Source organism: Magnetospirillum molischianum DSM 120, from assembly GCF_000294655.1.
In the GTDB taxonomy this organism is placed as follows: domain Bacteria; phylum Pseudomonadota; class Alphaproteobacteria; order Rhodospirillales; family Magnetospirillaceae; genus Phaeospirillum; species Phaeospirillum molischianum.
Genome location: NZ_CAHP01000021.1, coordinates 38343 through 61496 on the forward strand (window position 1 = coordinate 38343; position 23154 = coordinate 61496).

19 protein-coding genes are annotated in these 23154 nt (G+C 62.8%); 9 read left to right on the plus strand and 10 right to left on the minus strand.

Annotation, left to right across the window (positions count from 1 at the left end):
* The first annotated feature begins 114 nt into the window (after window positions 1–114).
* On the plus strand, window positions 115–1026 hold the full coding sequence (locus PHAMO_RS09145) for a hypothetical protein (RefSeq protein ID WP_235720822.1): 912 nt from the start codon (window positions 115–117) through the stop codon (window positions 1024–1026).
* 215 nt (window positions 1027–1241) lie between these two features.
* A complete protein-coding gene (gene clpB / locus PHAMO_RS09150; RefSeq protein WP_002728662.1) occupies window positions 1242–3830 on the plus strand; it encodes an ATP-dependent chaperone ClpB in 2589 nt (862 codons plus the stop codon).
* A 93-nt stretch (window positions 3831–3923) separates the two neighbouring features.
* Here the strand turns inward: clpB and grpE are convergent, their stop codons facing one another.
* From grpE to PHAMO_RS09195, 9 genes are all read right to left on the minus strand, one after another.
* Window positions 3924–4538, minus strand: coding sequence for a nucleotide exchange factor GrpE (gene grpE, locus PHAMO_RS09155; protein WP_002728663.1), 615 nt, complete (start codon window positions 4536–4538; stop codon window positions 3924–3926).
* 16 nt (window positions 4539–4554) lie between these two features.
* On the minus strand, window positions 4555–5616 hold the full coding sequence (gene hrcA / locus PHAMO_RS09160) for a heat-inducible transcriptional repressor HrcA (RefSeq protein WP_002728664.1): 1062 nt from the start codon (window positions 5614–5616) through the stop codon (window positions 4555–4557).
* An 86-nt stretch (window positions 5617–5702) separates the two neighbouring features.
* Window positions 5703–6725: a DNA polymerase III subunit delta gene (holA, locus tag PHAMO_RS09165; protein ID WP_002728665.1), complete on the minus strand. Its 1023-nt coding sequence runs from the start codon at window positions 6723–6725 to the stop codon at window positions 5703–5705.
* Window positions 6722–7312 (minus strand): LPS assembly lipoprotein LptE, encoded by a 591-nt coding sequence (lptE, locus tag PHAMO_RS09170; RefSeq protein ID WP_002728666.1) that lies wholly within the window; start codon window positions 7310–7312, stop codon window positions 6722–6724. The genes holA and lptE overlap by 4 nt, the downstream gene beginning before the upstream one ends.
* On the minus strand, window positions 7299–9893 hold the full coding sequence (leuS, locus tag PHAMO_RS09175) for a leucine--tRNA ligase (protein WP_002728667.1): 2595 nt from the start codon (window positions 9891–9893) through the stop codon (window positions 7299–7301). The genes lptE and leuS overlap by 14 nt, the downstream gene beginning before the upstream one ends.
* A gap of 40 nt (window positions 9894–9933) precedes the next feature.
* Entirely contained in the window at window positions 9934–10464 is a 531-nt protein-coding gene (locus PHAMO_RS09180) for a DUF3576 domain-containing protein (RefSeq protein ID WP_002728669.1), read from the minus strand.
* Between the two features lie 152 nt (window positions 10465–10616).
* The gene (pgsA, locus tag PHAMO_RS09185; RefSeq protein WP_002728671.1) at window positions 10617–11204 is read right to left on the minus strand and encodes a CDP-diacylglycerol--glycerol-3-phosphate 3-phosphatidyltransferase; all 588 of its coding nucleotides are present in this window, start codon (window positions 11202–11204) and stop codon (window positions 10617–10619) included.
* A 90-nt stretch (window positions 11205–11294) separates the two neighbouring features.
* A complete protein-coding gene (gene uvrC, locus PHAMO_RS09190; RefSeq protein WP_040566663.1) occupies window positions 11295–13193 on the minus strand; it encodes an excinuclease ABC subunit UvrC in 1899 nt (632 codons plus the stop codon).
* Between the two features lie 1019 nt (window positions 13194–14212).
* Window positions 14213–14992: an SDR family oxidoreductase gene (locus PHAMO_RS09195; protein ID WP_002728674.1), complete on the minus strand. Its 780-nt coding sequence runs from the start codon at window positions 14990–14992 to the stop codon at window positions 14213–14215.
* A gap of 182 nt (window positions 14993–15174) precedes the next feature.
* On the opposite strand from PHAMO_RS09195, the gene PHAMO_RS09200 reads away from it, so the two are divergent.
* A complete protein-coding gene (locus PHAMO_RS09200) occupies window positions 15175–15762 on the plus strand; it encodes a glutathione peroxidase (RefSeq protein ID WP_002728675.1) in 588 nt (195 codons plus the stop codon).
* Between the two features lie 46 nt (window positions 15763–15808).
* Here PHAMO_RS09200 and PHAMO_RS09205 read toward each other — a convergent pair whose 3' ends face one another.
* On the minus strand, window positions 15809–16294 hold the full coding sequence (locus PHAMO_RS09205) for a YajQ family cyclic di-GMP-binding protein (RefSeq protein WP_002728676.1): 486 nt from the start codon (window positions 16292–16294) through the stop codon (window positions 15809–15811).
* A gap of 196 nt (window positions 16295–16490) precedes the next feature.
* Here PHAMO_RS09205 and PHAMO_RS09210 point away from each other — a divergent pair, with 196 nt between their 5' ends.
* The 6 genes from PHAMO_RS09210 (at window position 16491) to PHAMO_RS09235 (ending at window position 23127) form a co-directional block, all read left to right on the plus strand.
* On the plus strand, window positions 16491–16670 hold the full coding sequence (locus PHAMO_RS09210; RefSeq protein ID WP_002728677.1) for a hypothetical protein: 180 nt from the start codon (window positions 16491–16493) through the stop codon (window positions 16668–16670).
* Window positions 16671–16763: 93 nt separating this feature from the next.
* Window positions 16764–18311: a 2,3-bisphosphoglycerate-independent phosphoglycerate mutase gene (gene gpmI / locus PHAMO_RS09215; protein WP_002728678.1), complete on the plus strand. Its 1548-nt coding sequence runs from the start codon at window positions 16764–16766 to the stop codon at window positions 18309–18311.
* Window positions 18312–18327: 16 nt separating this feature from the next.
* On the plus strand, window positions 18328–19830 hold the full coding sequence (locus PHAMO_RS09220) for a murein hydrolase activator EnvC family protein (protein WP_002728679.1): 1503 nt from the start codon (window positions 18328–18330) through the stop codon (window positions 19828–19830).
* Window positions 19827–21209, plus strand: a complete 1383-nt coding sequence (locus PHAMO_RS09225) for a S41 family peptidase (protein WP_002728681.1) — start codon at window positions 19827–19829, stop codon at window positions 21207–21209. The genes PHAMO_RS09220 and PHAMO_RS09225 overlap by 4 nt, the downstream gene beginning before the upstream one ends.
* Before the next feature lie 21 nt (window positions 21210–21230).
* Window positions 21231–22622, plus strand: a complete 1392-nt coding sequence (locus PHAMO_RS09230; RefSeq protein ID WP_002728683.1) for a divergent polysaccharide deacetylase family protein — start codon at window positions 21231–21233, stop codon at window positions 22620–22622.
* Window positions 22623–22644: 22 nt separating this feature from the next.
* Window positions 22645–23127 carry an RNA pyrophosphohydrolase gene (locus PHAMO_RS09235; RefSeq protein WP_002728685.1) on the plus strand — a complete coding sequence of 161 codons (483 nt, stop codon included), beginning with the start codon at window positions 22645–22647 and terminating at the stop codon, window positions 23125–23127.
* The last annotated feature ends 27 nt before the right edge of the window (window positions 23128–23154 follow it).

The following is a 23154-nucleotide window of genomic DNA, read 5'->3' on the forward strand; positions in this document are numbered from 1 at the left end:
ATGGTCGGGCGAACGAACATGGCAGCAGATAAGAACGATAACGCATCTGAAAACGACGATGAGATTGGTTTCGACCATAAATTTTTTACCTCTTTTGAAGACTTGTATTTCCGGATGACCGATTCCGGTGAAGCCGTTGCGGTCCTCAAGCTCGCCAGCAACGAAGCAGTCCTGTCTTTTGATGGGTTGAAACGCGAATTCATGCTGAAGGATGACAGTCGCGATTTCCGTATGCTTGATCGGGTCGCCGAAGGACTACAATTCGTCCGAGGGTTGCGCCCAGGCGACCGCCTCCCCAAGGAAGTCACCTCGCGCGAGGCGTCGTGGGAACCGCAGGATCGTCACCGCCGCATCGCCTATCAGCGCCTGACGATGCAGCTCGTCACTTGGCTGACCGGCAACGAAAACGTTATCAGCAATATCACCGAACTCGCCCAGGTCGCCGACGACCCCCAGGTTAAGAAGAACGTCCAGCTCGCCTTTACCGAAGCGGCGGAGGAACTGGGCCTGGGGCGCGAGCGTCGCGACGAGGTGGTACAATATATCGAAAGCTTGGCCCATGAACTGGCCTATATCGAGGCACTCCGCGATACCTTCGCCGAAGTCGAACGGATCGATGAGAAGCTTCAGGCTCTACGCCGCCTCTATGGGGCCGACCGGTCGATGATCGAAACCGTCGATCAGGTTGCCCGTTTATCGCGGCGAGCGATCAAGTTGTTCAGCGATTACTTCGACCAAATTGATGCCCAGACCGGCGAAATCCTGTCGATGCTGAAAAATATCGACAATCAGATCGGCTATATCCGTCAGGTCCGCGATGCCCTTCATTGTCGTCTGCTGCCGTGGGAGGACTTCATCCAGGTCTGGAAGACGGTCTTCGTCGTCCGCTCAGACGAAAACACCAATAAAATCCGCGACATTTACCAATTCCTGGCCCCCCGCTACATGCAGTTCAACGACTGGGTTCTGGTGACCCGCCGGGGGACGCTGAAGGCCAAGCCGATCGGCGGACAAATGCGCTGGTAACATCCCCGGCACCGATGTTTCCCGTCGCTCAGGTCTGGATGTAGAGCGTCACGGGCACCCGGCCCGGCGGATAGGATTCTGTTCGGGCCATGGGGAGCGTAATTGTCCTCGCCTTGCGAGGCGCGGAAATACCCTCCATATCTTTCCGGTTAAGCGAAGGAGAGTCCCTGCTGCCGCATCCGGGGCGGGATCTCCGGTCGAATCGGAGAACATCCATGGATTTCGAGAAATTCACTGAACGGTGCAAAGGCTTCATCCAGTCCGCACAGACGCTGGCCCTGCGATCCAATCACCAATTCCTTACCCCCGAACATCTGGCCCAGGTTCTGTTGGCCGACAAGGAAGGATTGGCCGCCAACCTGATCCGGGCCGCCGGTGGCGATCCGGCCAAGGCGTTGCGCGGGATCGAGGAGGCGTTGGGCAAGCTGCCCAAAGTCGCCGGCTCCGGGGCCGGAATGCACCTGTCAAACGAGTTGGCCCGGCTGCTCGATCAGGCAGTCCAATTGGCCGACAAGGCCGGGGACAGCTATGTCACCGCCGAGCGTCTGCTGCTGGCGCTGACGCTGGCCACCGGGTCTCCGACAGCCAAGGCGCTGGCCGAAGCTGGACTGACCCCGCAGGGTCTGAACCACGCCATCGAACAGATCCGAAAAGGCCGCAAGGCCGAAAGCCCGGCCGCCGAAGACGGTTATGACGCACTGAAAAAATACGCCCGCGACCTGACTCAGGCGGCGCGGGATGGCAAGCTGGACCCGGTGATCGGGCGGGATGAGGAAATCCGCCGCACGATTCAGGTGCTGTCGCGCCGGACCAAGAACAACCCCGTGCTGATTGGCGAACCCGGCGTCGGCAAGACCGCGATCGTCGAAGGTTTGGCCACCCGCATTGTCAACGGCGACGTCCCCGAGGCGCTGAAGAACAAGCGTCTGATGGCGCTGGACCTTGGTGCGCTGGTCGCGGGGGCAAAATTCCGCGGTGAGTTCGAGGAACGGCTGAAGGCGGTTCTGGCCGAAATGACCGCCGCCAACGGCGAAGTGATCCTGTTCATCGACGAGATGCACACGCTGATCGGCGCGGGCGCGGCGGAAGGATCGATGGACGCCTCGAACTTGTTGAAACCCGCCCTGGCGCGGGGCGAATTGCATTGCGTCGGTGCCACCACGCTGAACGAATACAGAAAGCACGTCGAAAAGGATGCCGCCTTGGCGCGGCGGTTCCAGCCGGTCTTCGTCTCGGAGCCAGGGGTCGAGGATACGGTGTCGATCCTGCGCGGCTTGAAAGAGAAGTACGAACTGCACCACGGCGTCCGCATCGCCGACAGTGCGCTGGTGGCGGCGGCAACATTGTCAAACCGCTACATCACCGACCGCTTCCTGCCCGACAAGGCAATCGACTTGGTTGACGAGGCCGGATCGCGGCTTCGGATGCAGATCGATTCCAAGCCCGAAACACTGGATGAGATCGACCGCCGTATCATCCAGCTCAAGATCGAGCGCGAGGCGCTGCGCAAGGAAACCGATATCGCGTCGCGGGAACGCCTCGTCAAACTGGAAGACGATCTGCCCAAGCTGGAGCGTCAGTCTTTCGACCTGACCGAACAGTGGCGGGCTGAAAAAGATCAGCTTGCCTCTTCGACAAAGGTTAAGGAACGGCTGGAGGAAGCCCGGATCGAACTGGCCAATGCCGAGCGCGCCGCCGATTGGGGCCGGGCCGGAGAACTGAAATTCGGCGTAATCCCTCAGCTTGAGCGCCAGATCGATGGCGGTGGAGAGGGAACGCGGATGGTGACCGAATCCGTCACCGAAGAACATATCGCCCAGGTGGTGTCGCGCTGGACCGGCATTCCGGTCGAGAAGATGCTGGCGGGCGAGCGCGACAAGCTGCTGGCGATGGAAGAGCGGTTGAAGACCCGTGTCGTCGGTCAGGACGAAGCCCTCAAGGCGGTGTCCGACGCGGTGCGCCGGGCGCGGGCCGGATTACAGGATCCGTCACGGCCGATCGGCTCGTTCCTGTTCCTGGGGCCGACCGGCGTCGGCAAGACAGAGCTGACCAAGGCTTTGGCCGAATTCCTGTTCGATGACGAATCCGCGCTGTTGCGGATCGACATGTCGGAATACATGGAAAAGCATTCGGTCGCCCGCCTGATCGGAGCGCCTCCGGGCTATGTCGGCTATGAAGAAGGCGGAGCCTTGACCGAAGCGGTCCGGCGGCGGCCCTATCAGGTGATCCTGTTCGACGAGATCGAAAAAGCCCATCCCGATGTCTTCAATGTCCTGCTCCAGGTGCTCGACGACGGGCGTTTGACCGACGGCCAGGGGCGCGTCGTCGATTTCCGCAATACCCTGATCGTGCTGACCTCGAATCTTGGCGCGGATATCCTTGCCAATCAGGACGAAGGGCAGGAAACCGAAGCCGTGCGCGGAGCGGTGATGGAAATCGTCCGTAGCGCCTTCCGCCCGGAATTCCTCAATCGCCTTGATGAGATTCTGCTGTTCCGTCGCCTGGGCCGGGCCGACATGACCGGCATCGTCGATATCCAGCTGGCCCGTCTGCGCAAGCTGCTGAACGACCGCCACGTCACGCTCGACCTTGACCCGACCGCTCAGGTCTGGCTGGCCGAACGCGGCTATGATCCGGTCTATGGTGCCCGGCCGCTGAAACGGGTGATCCAGCGCACGCTGCAAACCCCGCTGGCCGGATTGATCCTCGAAGGGGCGATCAAGGATGGCGATACCGTTCGCGTCGCCGCGGCCGAGGGCGGACTGCTGATCAACGGCCGCTCGGTCGGGGCCGATCTGGTTTAAAATTAGGGTTCCGGCCACCCTCTCCCACGGCGTGGGAGAGGGTGCGGTTCTTAGAACTCCCTCTCCGGCACGGAGGGAGAGGGAGGAGCGTCCTTAAGCCGAAGTGTCGAGATTGCCGCCGCCGGACTTCGGCCCGCCCTTGGCGATACCGACCAGAGCCGGACGCAGCAGACGGTCGTGCAGGGTGTAACCCGACTGCATTTCCAACACCACGGTGCCTTCCAGCTTGGCGGCGTCTTCGATTTCCATCATCGCCTGATGCAGATTGGGATCGAAACGCTCACCCAGAGCGGCAACCCTGCGGATACCATAGCGTTCGAACGTGGTAATCAGTTCACGCTCGGTCATCTCGACACCAACGGTCAGGGAATTGACCGCCTCGTCCGCCTCGCGCGCACCGGCGGGCACGGCGTCGAGGGCACGGCGCAGATTGTCGGCAACCGAAAGAACGTCCTTGGCCAAGTTGGACACCGCATACTTGCCGCGATCCTCGGCTTGCTGTTCCAGGCGTCGGCGCACATTCTCGGTGTCGGCGCGGGCGTAAAGAACATCGTTCTTCAGCTTCGCCACCTGGGCTTCGAGTTCGGCGATTCGGTCGGCGGGAGCCGGCTCAGCGGCCTCGGCGACCGGGGCCTCGGCCGGAGCCGCTTCGGCTCCGTCAACCGGGCTGGTATCAACCGGCTGTTCGCTGGTCTGGTCCTGGGTCATGCTCTGTCCTCAATCCTCAAGGTTGTCCGATAAGGCGGCCGATTACCTTTGCAGTGTAATCGACCATGGGGATAATCCGGGCGTAATTGATCCGTTGGGGGCCGATCACACCGATGGCGCCCACGATGCATTCACGCGAATCGCGATAGGGGGCGACGATCATCGAGCAGCCGGTAACTCCGAACAGCTCGTTTTCCGCGCCGATGAAAATTTGAACGCCGTCGGCTTCGCGGGTCAGATCGACCAGCCGGAGAAACTGTTCCGAGGTCTCCAGCGCCTCGAACAAAGCGCGGATGCGTTCGAGATCTTCGACGGCGGTAACGTCTTCGAGCAGATGCGACTGGCCGCGCACGATCAGCGGAGCCGGGCTTTCGCCGCCCGCCCAGGTCGCCAGACCGGCTTCGATGACACGGCGCGTCAGCGAATCGAGAGTGGTCCGCTGCTGTTCCAGTTCGGCCGTGATCTCTTCGCGCATCGCGTCGAGCGAACGGCCAGACAGGCGAGCGGTAAGATAATTCCCGGCTTCGACCAAAGTGGAACGGTCAACCCCCTCGGGAAGGTCGAGGATACGGTTTTCGACCAGACCGTCTTCGGTGACCAACACCACCAGAGCGCGGCGCGGCCCCAGCCAAACGAACTCGACATGCTTCAACGAGCGCTGAATCTGCGGGGCCACGACCATTCCGGCGCAGCGCGACAGCCCCGACAGGGTGGTCAGTGCTTCGGACAGCAATTGTTCGACACTGCGGCCCGAGGCGCGGCATTGCAGATCGATATGAGTCCGCTCGTCATCGGCGATACGGCCGACTTCCAGCAGACCGTTGACGAACAACCGCATCCCCGCCTGGGTCGGCAGCCGTCCGGCCGAGGTGTGAGGCGCATACAGCAACCCGCACTCTTCCAGATCGGCCATCACATTGCGGATCGTCGCCGCCGACAGCGACAGGTTCGGCAGGCGCGACAAAGTACGCGAACCAACCGGCTCTCCGGTTTCGACATAAGACTCGACGACGCGGCGGAAAATTTCCCGCGAGCGCTCGTTAAGTTCGGTGATGACTGGCCCGGTGCCGCGTACCATCCGTCCTGGTGACCTTCATTCTATGCTGCGAAAATCTAGTGTCGCCTGCCCTCCCCGTCAATCGCCGCCCGGCCGGAAGACAGGGGTCAGCGCCGGGAAGCGGCACGGGCAATCATCATCAGCGCCCGCGCGGTAATCTCAGGCGCGGGCAGGCCGGTGGTCTTGCAATCCAGTTCGGCCTCGGTCAGCAGCTCCAGCGCCCGGCCCAGCCGGTCCACCGGCCAGCGCGAGACTTGGCGGCGAAAACGATCCGCCATTTTGAAGATCACTGGTGGCTTCAACGCCGCCATCGCCTGATCGACCGACTTGCCCTGGGCGATCAGCCCGGCAACGAGATGAAGCCGCAGAAAATGGCGCGACACCGACCGCAACATCGCGACTGGCTGCGCCCCTTCGTTCAGCAGCTTGTCGAGAACCCGTTGCGCTCCGGCATGGTCACCGTCGGCGGTGGACAGCGCCAAATCGTCCAGACCCCGCGCGGCGCTATCGCCGACACAGGCCGCCGCATCCTCAAGCCGCACCCGACCGGGACCGCCCATATAAAGCGCCAGCTTGGTCAGTTCCGAGCGGGTCAGGCGACGGTCGCTTCCCAGATGCTCGACCAGATAGGCCATCGCCTCTGGCTCGGCCATCAACCCCGAAGCCTTCAATTCAGCCTGGATCACTGTTTCCAGCGTCCCGGCCTCGTCACCGTAACAGGCCAGTGCCGCAGCATTGTCGGCCCCTTCGACCAGCTTGCGCAGCGAGGAACGCGGCCCGAGTTCTCCCCCTTCGATCACGACCAGGGAATCGCCGCACGGATTGGCCAGGAAGGAAGCCAGCGGCGCACTTTGGCCATCGGCGGCCTCGCGCACCACCACCACCCGGCGCCCCCCTCCCATCGCGATGGCGGCGGCTTCGTCGGCCAGCGCCGCCGGGCTTTCCTTAAGCTGTGAGGATCGGACTTCGGCGACTCGGAATGGATCGTTCAGATCCGTCACCACCGAACGCATCAACCGTTCGACCCGTTCGCGCACCAGCCCCTGGTCGGGACCGAACACCAGAACAGCGCGAACTGCCGGATCGGGCTGACGCAGGAATGCCTCGATCCGCGCCGGGGGGATCTTCACGGTATAATCGGGGCCGCCGTCGAATCGTCCGGCCAGATCGTCATGTCCCGGCGGCGATAGCGCGGATCGTTGGGGTTCGATTGGTAGCGTTCAATCGCGGCGGCGACACGACCGCGAATGTCGTCGGCAATCTGGGTCGCCGCCCGCTCGCGTGCATCGCGCTCCATCACCACGCTGGCATAGCGCGGTCCCAGATAATCGAAACTGGCAACCGTCGAAGCGGTCTCGTTCAGCAATGTCAGACCCTCGCGCCGCAACTGAATCGTCGCACTCAGGCTCAAATTACCAAGTGTCGCGTAATTGTCCCTGCGATACCCGACATCCGCGGTGGATTCGGTCAGAACGATCTTGAGGGTATAAAGCGGATCGGCCGGTTCGCCACGCGGGCTGAGACGCTCGACCAGAGCGTTGCGGACCTGCTGCCCGACCCGATTGGAAATCGGATCGACCCGGACACGCGCCAACTCAGTCCCCACCGGACTGTCATCGACAGCGCCGCTGGAGGTGGCGTGGATCGCATGGAAGCCGCAGCCGACGGGGCCAAGCCCCGCCAGCACGGCAACCAGAAGGAGTCTAGGCCACAACATTGACGATCCTGTTGGGCACGACCACCACTTTGCGCGGCGGCTTGCCCGCCAAAGCGGCAATCACCTGCGGCTGCTCAAGGGCGGTGCGCTCGGCCAGGGCCGCTTCCGCGTTCTTGGGCAATTCGATCGTGGCGCGCAGCTTACCGTTGACCTGCACCGCCACGGTAACGCTGTCCTCGACCAACAAAGCGGGATCGGCCTCGGGCCACGCCGTCTCGGCAATCAAGCCGTCGCGGCCCAGGGCGGACCACATCTCTTCGGCAAGATGCGGCATCATCGGACCGATCAGGCGGGCGGCGGCTTCCAGTCCCTCGCGCAGAACCCAAGCGGCATCGCTTTCGACGGCAGGTGTCCCCACTTCGGCCAAAGCGTTGGTCATCTCGCGGATATGGGCCACCGCCTTATTGAACTGGAAGCGGTCGAGATCGTCACCGACCAGCGCGACGGTCTTGTGAACCAGACGGCGCAGCTTGGCCGCTTCGGTTCCCAATTCCGGCATCGGGCAACCGATCGCGGGCAGATCGGCGGTGACGGCCATACGCCACAGCCGGTTGACATAACGCCAAGCGCCATCGATCCCCGCCTCGGTCCAATCGAGATCGCGGTCAGGCGGGCTGTCCGACAGCATGAATAGCCGGGCGGTGTCGGCACCGTAGCCGTCGATGATCCCGGCGGGATCGACGACGTTCTTCTTCGACTTGCTCATCTTCTCCGAGCGGCCGACCGTCACGGGTGCGCCGGTGACGGCATGAACCGGGCTGCCATCGGCGGCGTCGGTGACATCCGTCGGGAACAGCCAAGCCCCGTCGGCATCCTTATAGGTCTCGTGGCAGATCATTCCCTGGGTCAGCAGACCGGCGAACGGCTCGGCGACGTTCAGATAACCGCACTGGCGCAGCGCCCGCGTAAAAAAGCGCGAATAGAGCAGATGCAGAACGGCATGCTCGATCCCACCGATATACTGATCGACCGGCATCCAGTAATCGGCGGCGGCACGGGTAAAGCCGGTATCGGTGCTGTTGGGCGAGGTGTAGCGGGCGAAATACCACGAAGATTCGAAGAAGGTGTCGAAGGTGTCGGTCTCGCGCCGCGCGGGCTTGCCGCAAACCGGGCAAGCGACATGCTTCCAGGTCGGATGATGCGCCAGCGGATTGCCGGGAGTGTCAAAGCGGACATCCTCGGGCAACTGCACCGGCAGCTCGGATTCCGGCACCGGAACCGCTCCACACGACTCGCAATGGATGATCGGGATCGGGCAACCCCAATAGCGCTGACGCGACACGCCCCAATCGCGCAAACGGAAATTGACGGTGCGCGCCCCCAGACCCTGCGACTCCACCCGGTCGATCGCGGTGGCTTTTGCCGCTTCGACCGTCAGACCATCCAGGAAGCCGGAATTAATCAGAGCGCCGTCGCCGGTATAAGCGGTTCCAGCGGCGATCTGAGCCGCCACCGCCTCGCGGTCGGCGGCCGGCTCGACCACCTGAGTATAGCCCAGGTTGTATTTGTTGGCGAAATCAAGATCACGCTGGTCATGCGCCGGGCAGCCGAAAATCGCGCCGGTGCCGTAATCCATCAGCACGAAATTCGCGACATGGATCGGCAGAGTGCACGACGGGTCGAACGGATGAACCGCCTTCAACCCGGTGTCGAAGCCCTTTTTCTCCGCCGTCTCGATCGCCGCCTCGGACGTGCCCATCCGATTGCACTCGGCAATGAACTCCGTCAGCGCCGGATTGCCCACCGCCAGTTCGGCAGCCAGCGGGTGGTTGGCGGCAATGGCGATGAAGCGGGCACCAAACAAAGTGTCGGGACGGGTGGTGAAAATCTCCAGACCAGTCTCGCGGCCTTCGACCTGGAACACCAACCGGGCGCCCTCGGACCGTCCGATCCAGTTCTCCTGCATCAGCCGCACCCGCTCGGGCCAACGCTCCAGCGTCTTCAGGCTGTCGAGCAAATCCTGAGCGAACGCGGTGATCTTGAGGAACCATTGCGACAACAGCCGCTTCTCGACCAGTGCGCCCGAGCGCCAGCCGCGCCCGTCGATCACCTGCTCGTTGGCGAGCACGGTGTTCTCGACCGGATCCCAATTGACCCAGGATTCCTTGCGATAGACCAACCCGGCCTTGAGGAAATCCAGGAACATCTTCTGTTCGTGGCGATAATATTCGGGTTCGCAGGTCGCGATCTCACGCGACCAATCGTAGGACAAACCCATCGATTTCAGCTGCTCGCGCATCGCCGCGATGTTCTCGCGGGTCCATTTCGCCGGATGAACCCCGTGCTGGATCGCCGCGTTCTCCGCTGGCAGGCCAAAGGCGTCCCACCCCATCGGATGCAGCACGTTGTGGCCGCGAGCGCGCTTGTAGCGGGCCACGACATCGCCCAGCGTGTAATTGCGGACGTGGCCCATGTGGATGCGTCCCGACGGATAGGGAAACATCTCAAGCACGTAATATTTCGGACGGTCGGATTCCTCGCGCGCGATGAAGCAGCCACGGTCTTCCCAGACCTTCTGCCACCGGGCTTCGGTGTCCTTGACGTTATAGCGATCGGCAATGATGGGGTCGGGGCGCGACATTTCGTCGTCTGTCTTTCTAGCTGCGGCTTAAAAGTTACGATCAATCCTGCGAGACGAGGCGCAGTTGGCGCGCTCGGGTCAGGATCGAATTCTCAAGATCGGTCGCCATCTTCGGATCGACGCGGGCATCGACCCAAGTGCCGGACAGGTCGCGGGTCTGCTTGAACAGCGACACCTTGACTCCGTCGGCCCGCAAGGTCCGGTCGAGGATGAAGACATTGACCTTGTAACGCTCGTTCGGCGTCTCGGGAAGCTGGTACCAATCGGTGAAGATGGTCCCGCCAAAGGCGTCGGCGGTGGTGATCGGCATGAATGAGATGGTATCGAGCGAAGCCCGCCACAGAAAGGCGTTGACGCCGATCCCCGCCCCGGAATTGTCGGGCTTGCTCTTGCCGAACATCCCTTCGGGGCCAAAGATGGTTTCCTGCTTCTCGTTGGACATGCGCGGCGCGCTGTCTCCCTTGTCGCGAGTCGGATAGACCGCCTGAGAATTTTCGCAGGCGGTCAGCAGCAGGCCGGCAAGAAAAGCGACCGGAACGGCGAAGCGAACCGCGTATCTGTATCTAATCATGTCGCGCCTTCATTCCGCCGCACGAAGGGCCGTGCGGCCTGTTGGCAAACCAAAACACTGGCCGCCGGACGCGCCGGGGCCGAGAGCGGCCCCGAGCATGCAACGAGAGCAGCCCGCGCGGCAAGGGCGAAAAGGCGGGCTTGCGGCCGCGATCAGTCCCGAGGCGAGGACGGATCGACCGGGACCGGGTTGGCCCGGATATGCCGCAACCCAGACTGGAGGTAATCCCAGCCGGTGACCAGGGTCAGCGCCGCCGCCACCGACAGGCCGACCTCGCCAATCTCCTGAGTCGGCAGGATCGGCAACGCATTGCCAACCAGCAGCACCGGGATCGCCACCATCTGGATGCCGGTCTTCCACTTGGCCAACCGACTGACCGGCAGACCGACCCGGACCTCGGCGAGAAATTCACGCAGACCCGAAACCATGATCTCGCGCAGGACGATGATCAGCGCCGACAGGATCGACAATTGGCCGACCCGGTTGAACGCCACCAGCATGAACAGCACCGAAACGACCAGCAACTTGTCGGCGATCGGGTCGAGGAAGCGTCCGAAGGTCGAGACCTGATTACGCGAACGGGCAACATAACCGTCGAACCAATCGGTGATCGCCGCCGCGACGAACAGGCCACAAGCGGCCCAGCGAGCGTTCGGGCCGTCAACGTAGAACAGGGCGACCATCACCGGAATCACCACGATACGCGACAAAGTCAAAAGATTGGGAAGGCTGGTCACCATCGTTCACGTCCGTCAGGCGCCCCCCGGGCCGGGGCGCGGCGGGGCCGATACTAGACTGGATTCATCACCCTGTCACGATCCCGGCAACGGTTATTCCGTGCGAATTTCCCTCTCTTCGGGATGAAAATGGTCGTGTAGTTTCCTGGCCATGGTCCGGCTGATTCCCTCGACCGCCTCCAATTCCGACAGCGCGGCCTCGGCAACGGCGCGGGCCGAACCGAAATGGGTCAGCAACGCCTTCTTGCGCCGGGCACCAATGCCCGTCACCTCGTCCAGCGTCGAGCGCACCAACCCCTGGGAACGGCGGGCGCGGTGAGTGCCGATCGCGAACCGATGCGCCTCGTCGCGCAGTCGCTGAAGGAAATACAGAACCGGGTCGCGCAACGGCAGCATGAACGGCTCGCGGCCGGGGATAAAAAACCGCTCCCGTCCCGCATCGCGATCCGGCCCCTTGGCGATACCGACGATCGCAAGGTCGTCGATCCCCAGTTCCTCCAGCACCGCCAAAGCGCTGGTCAACTGCCCTTGACCACCATCGACCAAGATCAAACCGGGCCAGTGCCCCCGGTCGCGGTCGGGGTCTTCCTTCTGAGCGCGGCCAAGGCGTCGGGTCAGCACCTCGCGCATCATCCCGAAATCGTCGCCGGGAGTCAGCGTGGTCGAGCGGATGTTGAACTTACGCCATGCCGATTTCAGCAACCCCTCCGGCCCGGCAACGATCATCGCGCCGACAGCATCGCTGCCCTGAATGTGGCTGTTATCGTAGACCTCGATTCGCTGCGGGGCCGCCTCCAGCCCCAACGCGGTCGCGACCCCCTCAAGCAATTGACGCCAGGCTCCGCTTTCCGCCATCCGCCGCGCCAGGGCATCGCGGGCGTTGTCGGCAACGTGATCGATCAGGCGCTTGCGGTCACCCCGCTTGGGGAAAAGCAGGGTAACCTTGTGCTTCGCCTTCTCGCTCAACGCTTCCGCGACGATCGCCGCCTCGGCGGGGACGAGGTTGAGCAAAATCTCCGATGGCGGCGGCCGGTCGGCGTAGAACTGCCCCAGGAAGGCGGCCATGATTTCGGCTGGCTCGGCATCGCGCCCATGGCTCGGAAAATAGGCCCGGTTGCCGCAATGGCACCCGGCGCGGAAGAAGAACACCTGGACCGAAGTAGAGCCGCCCGCCTGATGCAGCGCCACCACGTCGGCGTTTTCGAGTCCTTCCGCCCCGCTCTCGGGACTGGCCTGTACCCGCGCCAGCGCCCGCAGCCGGTCGCGGTACATCGCCGCTTCCTCGAATTCCAGCGCGTCGCTCGCCGCCTCCATCCGCGCCGTCAAATCGTGCCGGATACGCTGACTTTGCCCGGACAGGAACGAGCGGGCTCCTTCGACCAGTTCGCGATAGGCTTCGGCGCTAATGCGGTCGGCGCAGGGCGCGCTGCACCGCTTGATCTGATAGAGCAAGCAGGGACGGGTGCGGGCAGAAAACACTGAATCGGTACAGGAGCGCAGCAGAAAGGCCCGCTGCAATGCCGCCAGGGTCTGATTGACCGCCCCGGCCGAGGCGAACGGCCCGAAATATTCCCCCTGGCGGGTACGAGCACCGCGATGCTTGACCACTTGCGGCCAGTCATGGCCCGCGGTGATCAGAATGTGGGGAAAGGTCTTGTCGTCCTTCAGCAGGATGTTGTAGCGCGGCCCCAGCGATTTGATCAGGGTGCTTTCCAACAAAAGCGCCTCGACCTCGGTGCGGGTAGTCACCACCTCCATCCCGGCCGTCTCGGAGATCATCCGCTGAATGCGCAGGGGCTGGCGCTCTGGCCGAGTATAAGCCACCACCCGCTTTTTCAGATTCTTGGCCTTGCCGACATACAGAACGTCGCCGCGCCCGCTTAACATCCGATAAACACCGGGACTGTCGCCCAGGGTCGCAAGAAAGCATTGGATCACCGACACCCCGGCGGCAAGCGGACGCGCCGAAAGCGACGGTTCCGAGTCGTCCAGCGTTTCGTCCGCCACATCCACACCATCCCCTTGGTATGGGTTCACTTTTTCCTCTTGCTGTTCGGGATATCCACGACTCTTGTGGATAAGTTTGTTGGAAAGTTCGCGATCGTCTGGGGGCACCGAGGTTCTTCCTGGAGTTTACCTGTTTGCCTGTTTTGTAAGCACGCACATGAAAATGTTTATTTTCAACAGATTAGCTTTTCCCTGCTCCGTCATGTCCAGGTTTTTCGCGGAAATGCGGCAATTTCATGACCGAGGGGACGACAAACGCCACCTGTGCACAACTCTCAAGACGCGGTGCGGTGCGGCATGGCGGCAACAATTTCTGCCTTTTGAGCAATCGTGACGCCGAGGGAAGCTTCCTCCCCGAGCCGACAGTCTCGAAGCGAAGCCGTCGTCCCCATCTCATGCCACAATATCCACGGACTCTGTGGATAAGTTTGTTGAAAAGTTGTGGGGAGGCTGGGGGCAGCGAGGGACTCCCTAGAGTTCTGGTCTGTGCCCGTTTTCTAGGCATGGAATGGGAATCCATTTTTTCCAACGCCTTAGCGTGAATCTGCCTCAATTCGAACCAGAACATGCCGGATATTTTCCGACCGGATGCCTTGTCAGAGCCGAGAGCGGAGCGGATTCGGCAGTGTGCACAACTTAACGGTTTCCTCTTCTCTCTCCACACAGACCCCAGTCCCGACCGATCGCCCCGCCCCCTTCTTATCGGATAGACCCTTGATCGATTGTGGTTTTTCGCCCTGTCCTGGAAAATATCCACGGACTCTATGGATAAGTCTGTTGGAAACCCCTGAATGAAGTCCGCAGCTCCAGGGAGTCCCTTGGATTCTACGGTTTGCCCCATTTGTGAGCATGACGCATATACCATTATATTTCATACACTTAGCATCAAGCCGAGAGAAACAAAATTACGCGAATTGTTGGATTCTCAATAAATGCGGCAATTTTATGACGCGTTGCTGTGGGAATAGCACCTGTGCACAAGTACTCGCACGCCCGATTGGAGATCACTCGACAAAACTATCTCCACCGACACCCCAGCCGAGATGCTGGCCGCCATCCAACGCGATCATCTGGCCGGTGATCGATGGCGTGGACAGCAGAAACCGCAACACGGCGCAGATTTCGTCGGGGCCGGTGCCGCGGTTGAGCGGCAGAGACGACACCTGAGCGGCGAAGGATTCCTCACTCTGCCGAGCCGAGGGCAGAGCCGGACCGGGACCGATCGCGACAACACGGATGCGCGGAGCCAGCGCCAGCGCCAGCGTTCGGGTCAAGGTCCACAGACCGGCCTTGCTGAGGGTATAGGTGGTGAAATGCGGGGTAAGGTTCCAGACCCGTTGATCGATCAGATTGACCACCACCGCCTCGGCCGTCGCGGGCAGATGATGGGCCAGGGATTGGGTCAGCACGAAGGGGGCACGGAGATTAACCTCCATATGCAGATCCCAGCTTTCGCGGGTGGCGTCCAACGCGTCGTCGCGCTCGAAGGTCGAGGCGTTGTTGACCAAAACCCCCACCGGCCCCAGTTGGGCGGCAACGCGGCCCAGTAATGCGGCCACCTCGTCCTCACGAGAGAGGTCGGCGGCGACCGAGATTGCCCGCCCCCCCTGCGCCGAGATCGAGGCGACCACGGCTTCGGCCTCGGCGGCCGAGCGGGAATGATGCACCGCAACGGCGAAGCCGGCTCGGGCCAGATCGAGCGCGATCGCCCGACCGATCCGCCGCGCCGCGCCGGTAACCAAGGCGACGTGGGGCAAAGCGGGAGAAAGAGATTCGGTAATCATGGCGGAAACTCCGGGGCTGCGGGGGAGATCGGGACAGTCCATTGATGCTCCGCCTGGGTCGTCATCGCAGGCTTCCGGCCAAGTCTAGCGCGGTTCACCCATTGCTGTCTGCCGGGACCGCCCCTCTTGCGATCCGGCATCGTCGCCCCAACCTACAGACGTAGCGATAAGGAGTTCCCCCCATGCTACGTGATTCGCTCAAGACAGTTCTTGCCGCCGCTGCTGCCGCTGTTGGGCTGGCCGGGCACGCCTCGGCCGACGAGTCCCCCGCCTCAACCCGGATCGAATGGGGGGCCTTGCCGCTGCCCGCGATCGATGGCGGCGTGATCGACCCAGCCACCCTGACCGGCAAGGTGGTTCTGGTCGTCAACACAGCTTCGAAATGCGGATTTACCCCCCAATATGCCGGTCTGGAGGCGCTGTGGCGCGAATTCCGCGAGCGCGGCCTGATCGTGCTGGGAGTTCCCTCGAACGATTTCGGCAGTCAGGAACCCGGCAACGATGCCGAGGTCGCCTCGTTCTGCGAGATCAATTATGGAGTCGATTTCCCGCTGCTGTCGAAGCAAACGGTATCCGGCTCCGGCGCGCACCCATTCTATCGCTGGGCTGCCGAGCGCACCGGGCCGTTGGGCGTTCCGCGCTGGAACTTCCATAAAATCCTGATCAGCCGCGACGGACGGCTGATCGACTGGTTTTCCAGCGTCACCGGACCGGATTCGACGCGGTTGCGCTCGGCGATCGACCGGGCGCTTACTCTTCCAGCAAAATAAAGCCATGCCCCTTGTATCTGGACCAGATACAAGGGCTGTGACCGACTCAGTCGCGGAAATTAACGTACTGAAGCGGGCGGTCGGACTCGACCTTGCGCAACAGCGCGATCGTTTCCTGCAACTCGTCACGCTTCTTGCCGGTGATGCGCAATTCCTCGCCCTGAATCGCGGCCTGGACCTTGATCTTGCTGTCCTTGATCGACTTGACCAAAAGCTTGGCGAGATCCTTGTCGATCCCTTCCTTGATGTCGATCTGCTGGCGGACGGTATTGCCCGAGGCCTTTTCGACCGTCTTGAACTCCATCACCTTGGGATCGACGTTGCGCCGCGTGAAGTAGACCTTCAGCAACTCGTGCATCTGCTTCAGTTTGGGATCATCGTCGGCGAGCACAGTGATGGTCTTGTCTTTGCGTTCGACCGAGCATTTCGCTCCCTTGAAATCGAAACGCTGGGCGATTTCGCGCGTGACTCCGGCCAGGGCATTATCGATTTCGGCCAGATCGGTCTTGGAAACGACGTCGAAGGACGGCATCGCAGCCTCTCCTCTGCTGTGGCTTTGTTGCGGCCGGTTTGTAGCACAGCCACCGCCGCCACCCAAGCCACCGCATCGCCTCGGGATCAACCCGACACCATCTTTAACATGGCCTCGTCCGCATAGTTTTGCTATCATTACGGATATAAAGCCGCCGTCTCCCCCCGCACGGAAAGCTGGCACCGTGGATATAAGTTTGATTCAGATCATCGCAGATGCCTGTTCCGCAGCGCGACGACAAGGGTTGGGAGCGCGCGAAACGCACGACGCAATTCAGTTGGCGTTGCTGGCCCGCGACCCCACCCTGCGGCCAGCGACGGCACGGATCATCGCCGACCAGCTCTTTCCGGTGGTCGAGCGAACAATGGGACATTGACAAGAGTCTTAGGGCACTGGAACTAGCGGCGGCGACCGATTACGTATAGTGTTCGCCTGTTCTTTCCCGTCTTGTCCCATAGGCTTGAATTCCATGCCATCCGTATCGACGCATCGTCCTCGCCCGGTTGTCCTGTGCATCCTTGATGGCTGGGGCTGGCGCGAAAAGACTCCAGATAACGCCATCGCCCAGGCTGCCCTGCCCAACTGGACCCGTTTCCTCGACCGTTATCCGCATGCGCTGCTGAAAAGCTCGGGACTCGAGGTCGGTCTGCCCGATGGGCAGATGGGCAATTCCGAGGTCGGTCATATGAATCTCGGTGCCGGTCGGGTGGTGATGCAGGAACTCCCCCGCATCGACACCGCCATCGCCGACGGCTCCCTGGCCGCCAATCCGGCTCTGACCGCGATGATCGCCGGGCTAAAGGCCAATGGCGGCACCTGCCACCTGATGGGGCTGATGAGTCCCGGCGGCGTCCATTCGCATCAGGATCATCTGGCCGCGCTGGCCCGAACCGTCGCCAATGCCGGGGTTCCGGTCGCGGTCCATGCCTTCCTCGATGGCCGCGATACTCCGCCGTCAAGCGCGCGGGGATACCTTACCCGCTTCCAGGATGCCGTCGCCGGACTGAACGTCTCGATCGCCACGGTGTCGGGACGCTATTACGCGATGGATCGCGACAAACGATGGGAACGGGTCACCCTGGCCTGGAACGCCCTGGTCGAAGCAAAGGGTGAAGCCGCCACCGACGCGCTGGCGGCAGTCGATGCCTCGTATGCCGCTGGCAAGACCGATGAATTCGTCCTGCCCACAATCATCGACGGCTATGGTGGAATGAAGGATGGCGATGCCCTGCTGATGGGCAATTTCCGCTCGGACCGCGCCCGCGAGATTCTGACGACCCTGGTCGATCCGGCGTTTGACGGCTTTGTCCGGTCGCGGCAGATCGCTTTTTCCGCCCGGCTGGGGATGGTCGAATATTCGACTGATCTGTCTCCCTTCCTGACCCCGCTATTCCCGCCCGAGACGCTGACCGGCATTCTGGGTGAAGTGGTGTCGGCGGCGGGAATGAAGCAGTTACGGCTGGCCGAGACCGAGAAGTACGCCCACGTCACCTTCTTCTTCAATGGCGGGCGTGAATTGGTCTTCCCCGGCGAGGAGCGGACCCTGGTTCCCAGCCCCAAGGTCGCCACCTACGACCTGAAGCCCGAGATGTCGGCTGTCGGTGTCGCCGACCACGCCGTCGAGGCAATTGGCAGCGGCCGCTTCGATCTGATCGTCATCAATTTCGCCAATGGCGACATGGTTGGACATACCGGCTTCCTCGACGCCACGATCCATGCGGTCGAGGCGGTCGATGTCTGCCTGGGACGGCTGGAAAAAGCAATCGAGGCCGCTGGCGGCGCCCTGCTGGTCACCGCTGACCACGGCAACGCCGAACAGATGAAGGATCCCATCACCGGCGAACCCCACACCGCCCACACCACCGGGCCGGTACCGGTGGTGCTGGTTGCCCCGCCCGCCGGAATCACCGGCCTCGCCGATGGACGGCTGGCTGACGTCGCGCCGACCCTGCTGGCCCTGCTGGGCTTGCCGCGTCCGCCCGAAATGACCGGGCATTCGTTGCTTGTTTCGGCCTAGATCTCTCGTTTCGCCCGTGCTGCTTTTGCTCCTGACCGGAGCGGGAGCGGCATTGGCGCAGAGTCTTCCTCCCGCTAACCCCAACCAACGCCTGCGCGAGTTAGAGGCCGAGTTGGACCGTTCCCGCGCCGCCCATGATGAAATCCGCTCCAAGGCCGCCGGTCTGGCCGCGGAGACCGGACGGTTGCGCGCCGACATGGTTAAAGCCGCCCGTGCCGCTCAGGAAAGCGAGGATCTGCTGTCCGAGCTGGAATTCCAGCTCGACGGACTGCGCGAGCGTGAGGAAAGCCGCTCCGAGGCACTGAAACGACGCTCGCAGCAGATGGTCGGCGTGCTGACGGCGTTACAACGGCTGGCTTGGCGCCCGACCGAGGCGTTGATCGCCCAGCCGCAAAGCCCGGCCGATACCGTCCGCTCGGCGATTCTACTGCGCGCCGCCGTGCCACAAATTGAGCAATCGGCCCACGATCTGCGCGGTGAGATCGATTCCGTCACCCGGCTTCGCGTCGAGATCGGCGAGCAGAAGAAGCGAATCGCCGCCACCGCCACCCGGCTGGAGCAAGAGCACGACCGGCTGAAGGACATGGTTGATCGGAAAAGCCGAGTCCAGCGCGAAACCGAGGAAGAACGCCGCTCGGTAGAAATCCGAATGCAAGATCTGGCCACCCAGGCCGAGGATTTGCGTGACCTGCTGGCTCGACTGGAACAAGAGCGCGAACGCCGCATCGCCGAAGCCGCCGCGAAAGCCGCCGCTGAAAAGGCCGCACGCGAAGCCGAACTGGCCGCACAGAAAGCCGCACGCGAAGCCGAACTGGCCGCACAAAAAGCCGCGCGCGAAGCCGAGCTAGCCGCGCAGAAAGCCGCACGCAACGCCGAACTCGCGGCACAGAAAGCTGCGCGCAACGCCGAGCTGGCCGCGCAAAAAGCCGAACAACAGGCCGCCGCCGAAGCACGGGAACGCGAGAAAGCCCAGGCCCGCGCCGCACGCGAGGCCGAAATCGCCGCCCAAGCCGAAGCGCGGGAAAAGCAATTGGCGGCACAGAAGGCGACCGAAGAAGCCGAACAGGCCGCGCGTGAGGCCGACGCGACCCGCCTGACCCGCACCGGCAAGCCGTTCAGCCAGATGCAGGGGCATTTGCCGTTCCCGGCACGCGGACGGGTTGTCGAGTCCTTTGGCCAGACCAACGATGTCGGCCATCAAACCAAGGGCATTTCGATCCAAACCCGTAAGGGAGCTCAGGTGATCGCCCCTCACGATGGGCAGGTTGTGTTCGCTGGACCGTTTCGCGGCTATGGCCTGCTCTTGATCCTTGAACACAGCGAAGGCTATCATACCTTGCTTGCGGGAATGGCTCGGGTTGACTCTACGGTCGGCCAGCGACTGACCGCAGGCGAACCCGTCGGCGTGATGGGACAGGACGACGCCAAACCCGCCCTCTATCTCGAGCTGCGCCACCATGGCCAGCCGGTCAACCCGTTGCCTTGGCTCATGGCACGAAATAATAAGGCTAGTGGATGATTCGCAAGATTCTGGTGGCGGCGGGGACCGTCGCCCTGCTGTCCTCGACCGCTCTGGTTCCGGTAGCCGCCAATGCGGCAGAACGCAAGGAGACGTATCGTCTTCTCGACCTGTTCGCCGAAGTGTTCGACAAGGTTCGCACCGAATACGTTGAACCGGTCAATGACGAAGAACTGATCGAGGCGGCACTGAACGGGATGCTGTCGTCGCTCGACCCGCATTCCGGCTATCTCAATCCGAAGAACTCAAAGGACATGGACATCCAGACCCGCGGCGAGTTCGGCGGGCTGGGGCTGGAAGTGACGATGGAAAACGGCTGGGTCAAGGTGGTGTCGCCGATCGACGACACCCCGGCCTTCCGCGCTGGGTTGCAGCCAGGCGATTTCCTGACCCATCTCGATGGCGAGCCGGTCCAGGGGCTGTCGCTGACCGACGCGGTTGACCGGATGCGCGGCCCGCCCGGCACCGACATCAAAGTCACCATCCGTCGCACCGGAATGGAACCGTTCGACGTCAAGCTGACCCGTGCCGTCATCAAGGTCCAGACCGTCAAAGGGCAAGCCTTCGGTGAAATCGGCTATATCCGTGTTTCGCAATTCAGCGCGACCACCGAAACCGATCTGCGCCGGGTTCTGACCCAGGTCAGAAAGGAGATCGGCAAGCCCGCAACTGGTTTCGTGATCGATCTGCGCAACAATCCGGGCGGTCTGCTCGATCAGGCGGTGGCGGTCTCCGACGACTTCCTCGAACAGGGTGAAATCGTCTCGACCCGCTCGCGCCGTCCCGAGGATACCCAGCGCTATAACGCCCGTAGCGGCGACATCACCGATGGCCTGCCGCTGGTGGTGCTCATCAACGACGGTTCGGCCTCGGCTTCGGAAATCGTTGCCGGCGCGTTGCAGGATCACAAGCGCGCGGTGATTCTCGGCACCCGCTCGTTCGGCAAGGGATCGGTTCAGACCCTGATCCCGCTGCCGGGCCATGGCTCGATTCGTCTGACCACCGCCCGCTATTACACGCCATCCGGCCGCTCGATCCAGGCGGTCGGCATCGAACCCGATATCAAGGTTTATCCCTCTAAGGTTGAACCGATCGGCGGTGTCGAGCGCGACCGCCGCAGCGAAGCGTCACTGCGCAAGGCTCTGCCCAATCCGAACGGCACCCCGTCGCCGGATAAGGAAAAAGACAAGGATAAGGACAAGGACGCCAAATCCACGCCGACGGCGAAGCCCGACGTCAAGCAGGATGCGAAGCCCGACGCCAAGCCCGAAACGCCGCCGGCTCCGGTCAAACTGGGTGACCCGACCCAGGATTACCAATTGTCCCGTGCGCTCGACCTGCTGCGTGGTCTGTCGGTCTACCGTCCGCCGGCGCGTTAAGCGCACGGATCGAACCCGAGAATGGCCAAACGTAACTATGACGACCTGGATGACGAGGATTACGAGGAGGAACTCCCCGCCTCCATCCAGGTCGCGGCTCCACCGCCGCCGCGACAGCGGTTTAATTTCCGACCGCTGCTGACCGGCCTCCTGGTTCTGGGGCTGGGCGGCGGGTTGGGGGCGGGTATTTACGTCCTGACCTCCTACGATGCCCGCGCCCTGATCGGTCTGCTTGATATCGGTGATGACGGCCCGCGCCTGTCGCTGCAATTGCCCGGCGTGAGCGAATCGTCCCGCTCCAACCCGGCCAATGGCGGTTTACTCACCCCGCCTGGCGGCCCCGCTCCCGGCAAGGACGAACTTCTTCAATCTCAGACGCCGCCCGAAGAACTCGCCGCCGCAACGCCGCCTGTCGCCCAGTCGGCAATAGCCCCTTCGACGACGACACCCCTTCCCTCCCCGTCGGCGGCCCCCACTGCGGCACCCGCCCCCGTGGCCGCACCGACAACCGCCGCCCGAAGCGCGGCCAAAACCGATCCCATCGCAAGTCCACCCCAACCCACCCCCCGCACCGCCGACAAGCCTCCCAGCTTCGATGCGTTGCCGGAGATCAAAGGCGACCTGAAGCCGCTACCCTCGGCACCGTTGCGGGAGATGCTGCGCAAGAGTCAGACCGGCGAGATGCTCCCCACCCCCAGCGCCGATGGGCGACAGCCCTGGCAGGTCTATGCCCGCCCCTGGGGTGATCCGGCCAACCGGGGCAAGGTCGCGGTGGTGGTGATTGATCTCGGCCTCGACCGGGTTGCCACCGAGGCGGCGATTTCCCGCCTGCCGCCTGAAGTCACCCTCGCCTTCAGCCCCTACGCCGCCAATCTCGAAAAGTGGATCAGAAAGGCGCGCGATCACGGCCATGAAGTTCTGATGGTGGTTCCCTCCGAGTCAGAAGGCCCGAATGCACCAGATCCCGGCCCGTATGGCCTGATCTCCTCGGCCACCCCCGAGGCCAATCAGACCCGCCTCGAAACGGTGATGGCGCGAGGACCGGGAGCCGCCGGTCTGGTTCTGCTGGGCGAGTCCTTCGCCGCCTCACCGCAAATATCGGGCGTGCAGGCGACCGTGCGCGAACACGGGCTGCTATTCGTCGGTCCCGGTGCCGCCGCGCCCGCCCGGACCCCGGCGCTGGCCCGTGTCACCGCAATCATCGATCGCGATCTATACCGCGAAGCAATCGACCTCCGCCTCAATCAGATTGCCGTGACCGCCCGCGTCCAAGGCCGCGCGGTTGCCGTGGTCCAGCCCCGGCCGCTGTCGTTCGAGCGAGTGGTCGGATGGATCGGCACCCTTACCACCAACGGTGTCGTGCTGACTCCGGTTTCTGCCCTGGTTGCGCCACCGCCTCCCGCCAAGCCCTGATCGAAACGGAAGAGACCGACCGATGACGCCGCTCCCCTACCACGACCGCCCCTACCGTCCCGGCATCGGACTGGTGCTGTTGAACCCGGCCGGGCTGGCGTTTGTCGCCCGCAGGCTCGACACCCCGGATTCATGGCAGTTTCCCCAGGGCGGCATTGATGAGGGCGAAGCCCCCGAAGTCACCACTCTGCGTGAGATGAAAGAGGAAATTGGCACCGATGCCGCCCGGATCATCGGCCGGACCGCCGGATGGGTCAGCTACGATCTGCCGGTTGAACTCGCCGACCGCTGCTGGAAGGGCAAGTATCGCGGCCAGAAACAGATCTGGTTCTGTGCTCGCTTCACCGGCACAGACGCCGAGATCGACCTTGCCACCGAACACCCGGAATTCGACGCCTGGCGCTGGATTCCCCTGGCCGAAGTCCCTGACCTGATCGTCCCGTTCAAGCGTCCGCTGTACGATCAAGTGGTGGCCGAGTTCTTGCCGTTGGCGGTTCCGGCGTAATCTTTAAACAATTGGGGTCCTTGGCGC

Bases quoted from the DNA above. Each gene is read 5' to 3' on its own strand.
- PHAMO_RS09205 (WP_002728676.1), bottom strand. From the start codon at position 16,294: ATGCCGTCCTTCGACGTCGTTTCCAAGACCGATCTGGCCGAAATCGAT.
- clpB (WP_002728662.1), top strand. From the start codon at position 1,242: ATGGATTTCGAGAAATTCACTGAACGGTGCAAAGGCTTCATCCAGTCC.
- PHAMO_RS09225 (WP_002728681.1), top strand. From the start codon at position 19,827: ATGATTCGCAAGATTCTGGTGGCGGCGGGGACCGTCGCCCTGCTGTCC.
- pgsA (WP_002728671.1), bottom strand. From the start codon at position 11,204: ATGGTGACCAGCCTTCCCAATCTTTTGACTTTGTCGCGTATCGTGGTG.
- PHAMO_RS09180 (WP_002728669.1), bottom strand. From the start codon at position 10,464: ATGATTAGATACAGATACGCGGTTCGCTTCGCCGTTCCGGTCGCTTTT.
- PHAMO_RS09235 (WP_002728685.1), top strand. From the start codon at position 22,645: ATGACGCCGCTCCCCTACCACGACCGCCCCTACCGTCCCGGCATCGGA.
- PHAMO_RS09195 (WP_002728674.1), bottom strand. From the start codon at position 14,992: ATGATTACCGAATCTCTTTCTCCCGCTTTGCCCCACGTCGCCTTGGTT.
- grpE (WP_002728663.1), bottom strand. From the start codon at position 4,538: ATGACCCAGGACCAGACCAGCGAACAGCCGGTTGATACCAGCCCGGTT.
- leuS (WP_002728667.1), bottom strand. From the start codon at position 9,893: ATGTCGCGCCCCGACCCCATCATTGCCGATCGCTATAACGTCAAGGAC.
- PHAMO_RS09200 (WP_002728675.1), top strand. From the start codon at position 15,175: ATGCTACGTGATTCGCTCAAGACAGTTCTTGCCGCCGCTGCTGCCGCT.
- gpmI (WP_002728678.1), top strand. From the start codon at position 16,764: ATGCCATCCGTATCGACGCATCGTCCTCGCCCGGTTGTCCTGTGCATC.
- PHAMO_RS09145 (WP_235720822.1), top strand. From the start codon at position 115: ATGACCGATTCCGGTGAAGCCGTTGCGGTCCTCAAGCTCGCCAGCAAC.
- hrcA (WP_002728664.1), bottom strand. From the start codon at position 5,616: ATGGTACGCGGCACCGGGCCAGTCATCACCGAACTTAACGAGCGCTCG.
- PHAMO_RS09230 (WP_002728683.1), top strand. From the start codon at position 21,231: ATGGCCAAACGTAACTATGACGACCTGGATGACGAGGATTACGAGGAG.
- lptE (WP_002728666.1), bottom strand. From the start codon at position 7,312: ATGTTGTGGCCTAGACTCCTTCTGGTTGCCGTGCTGGCGGGGCTTGGC.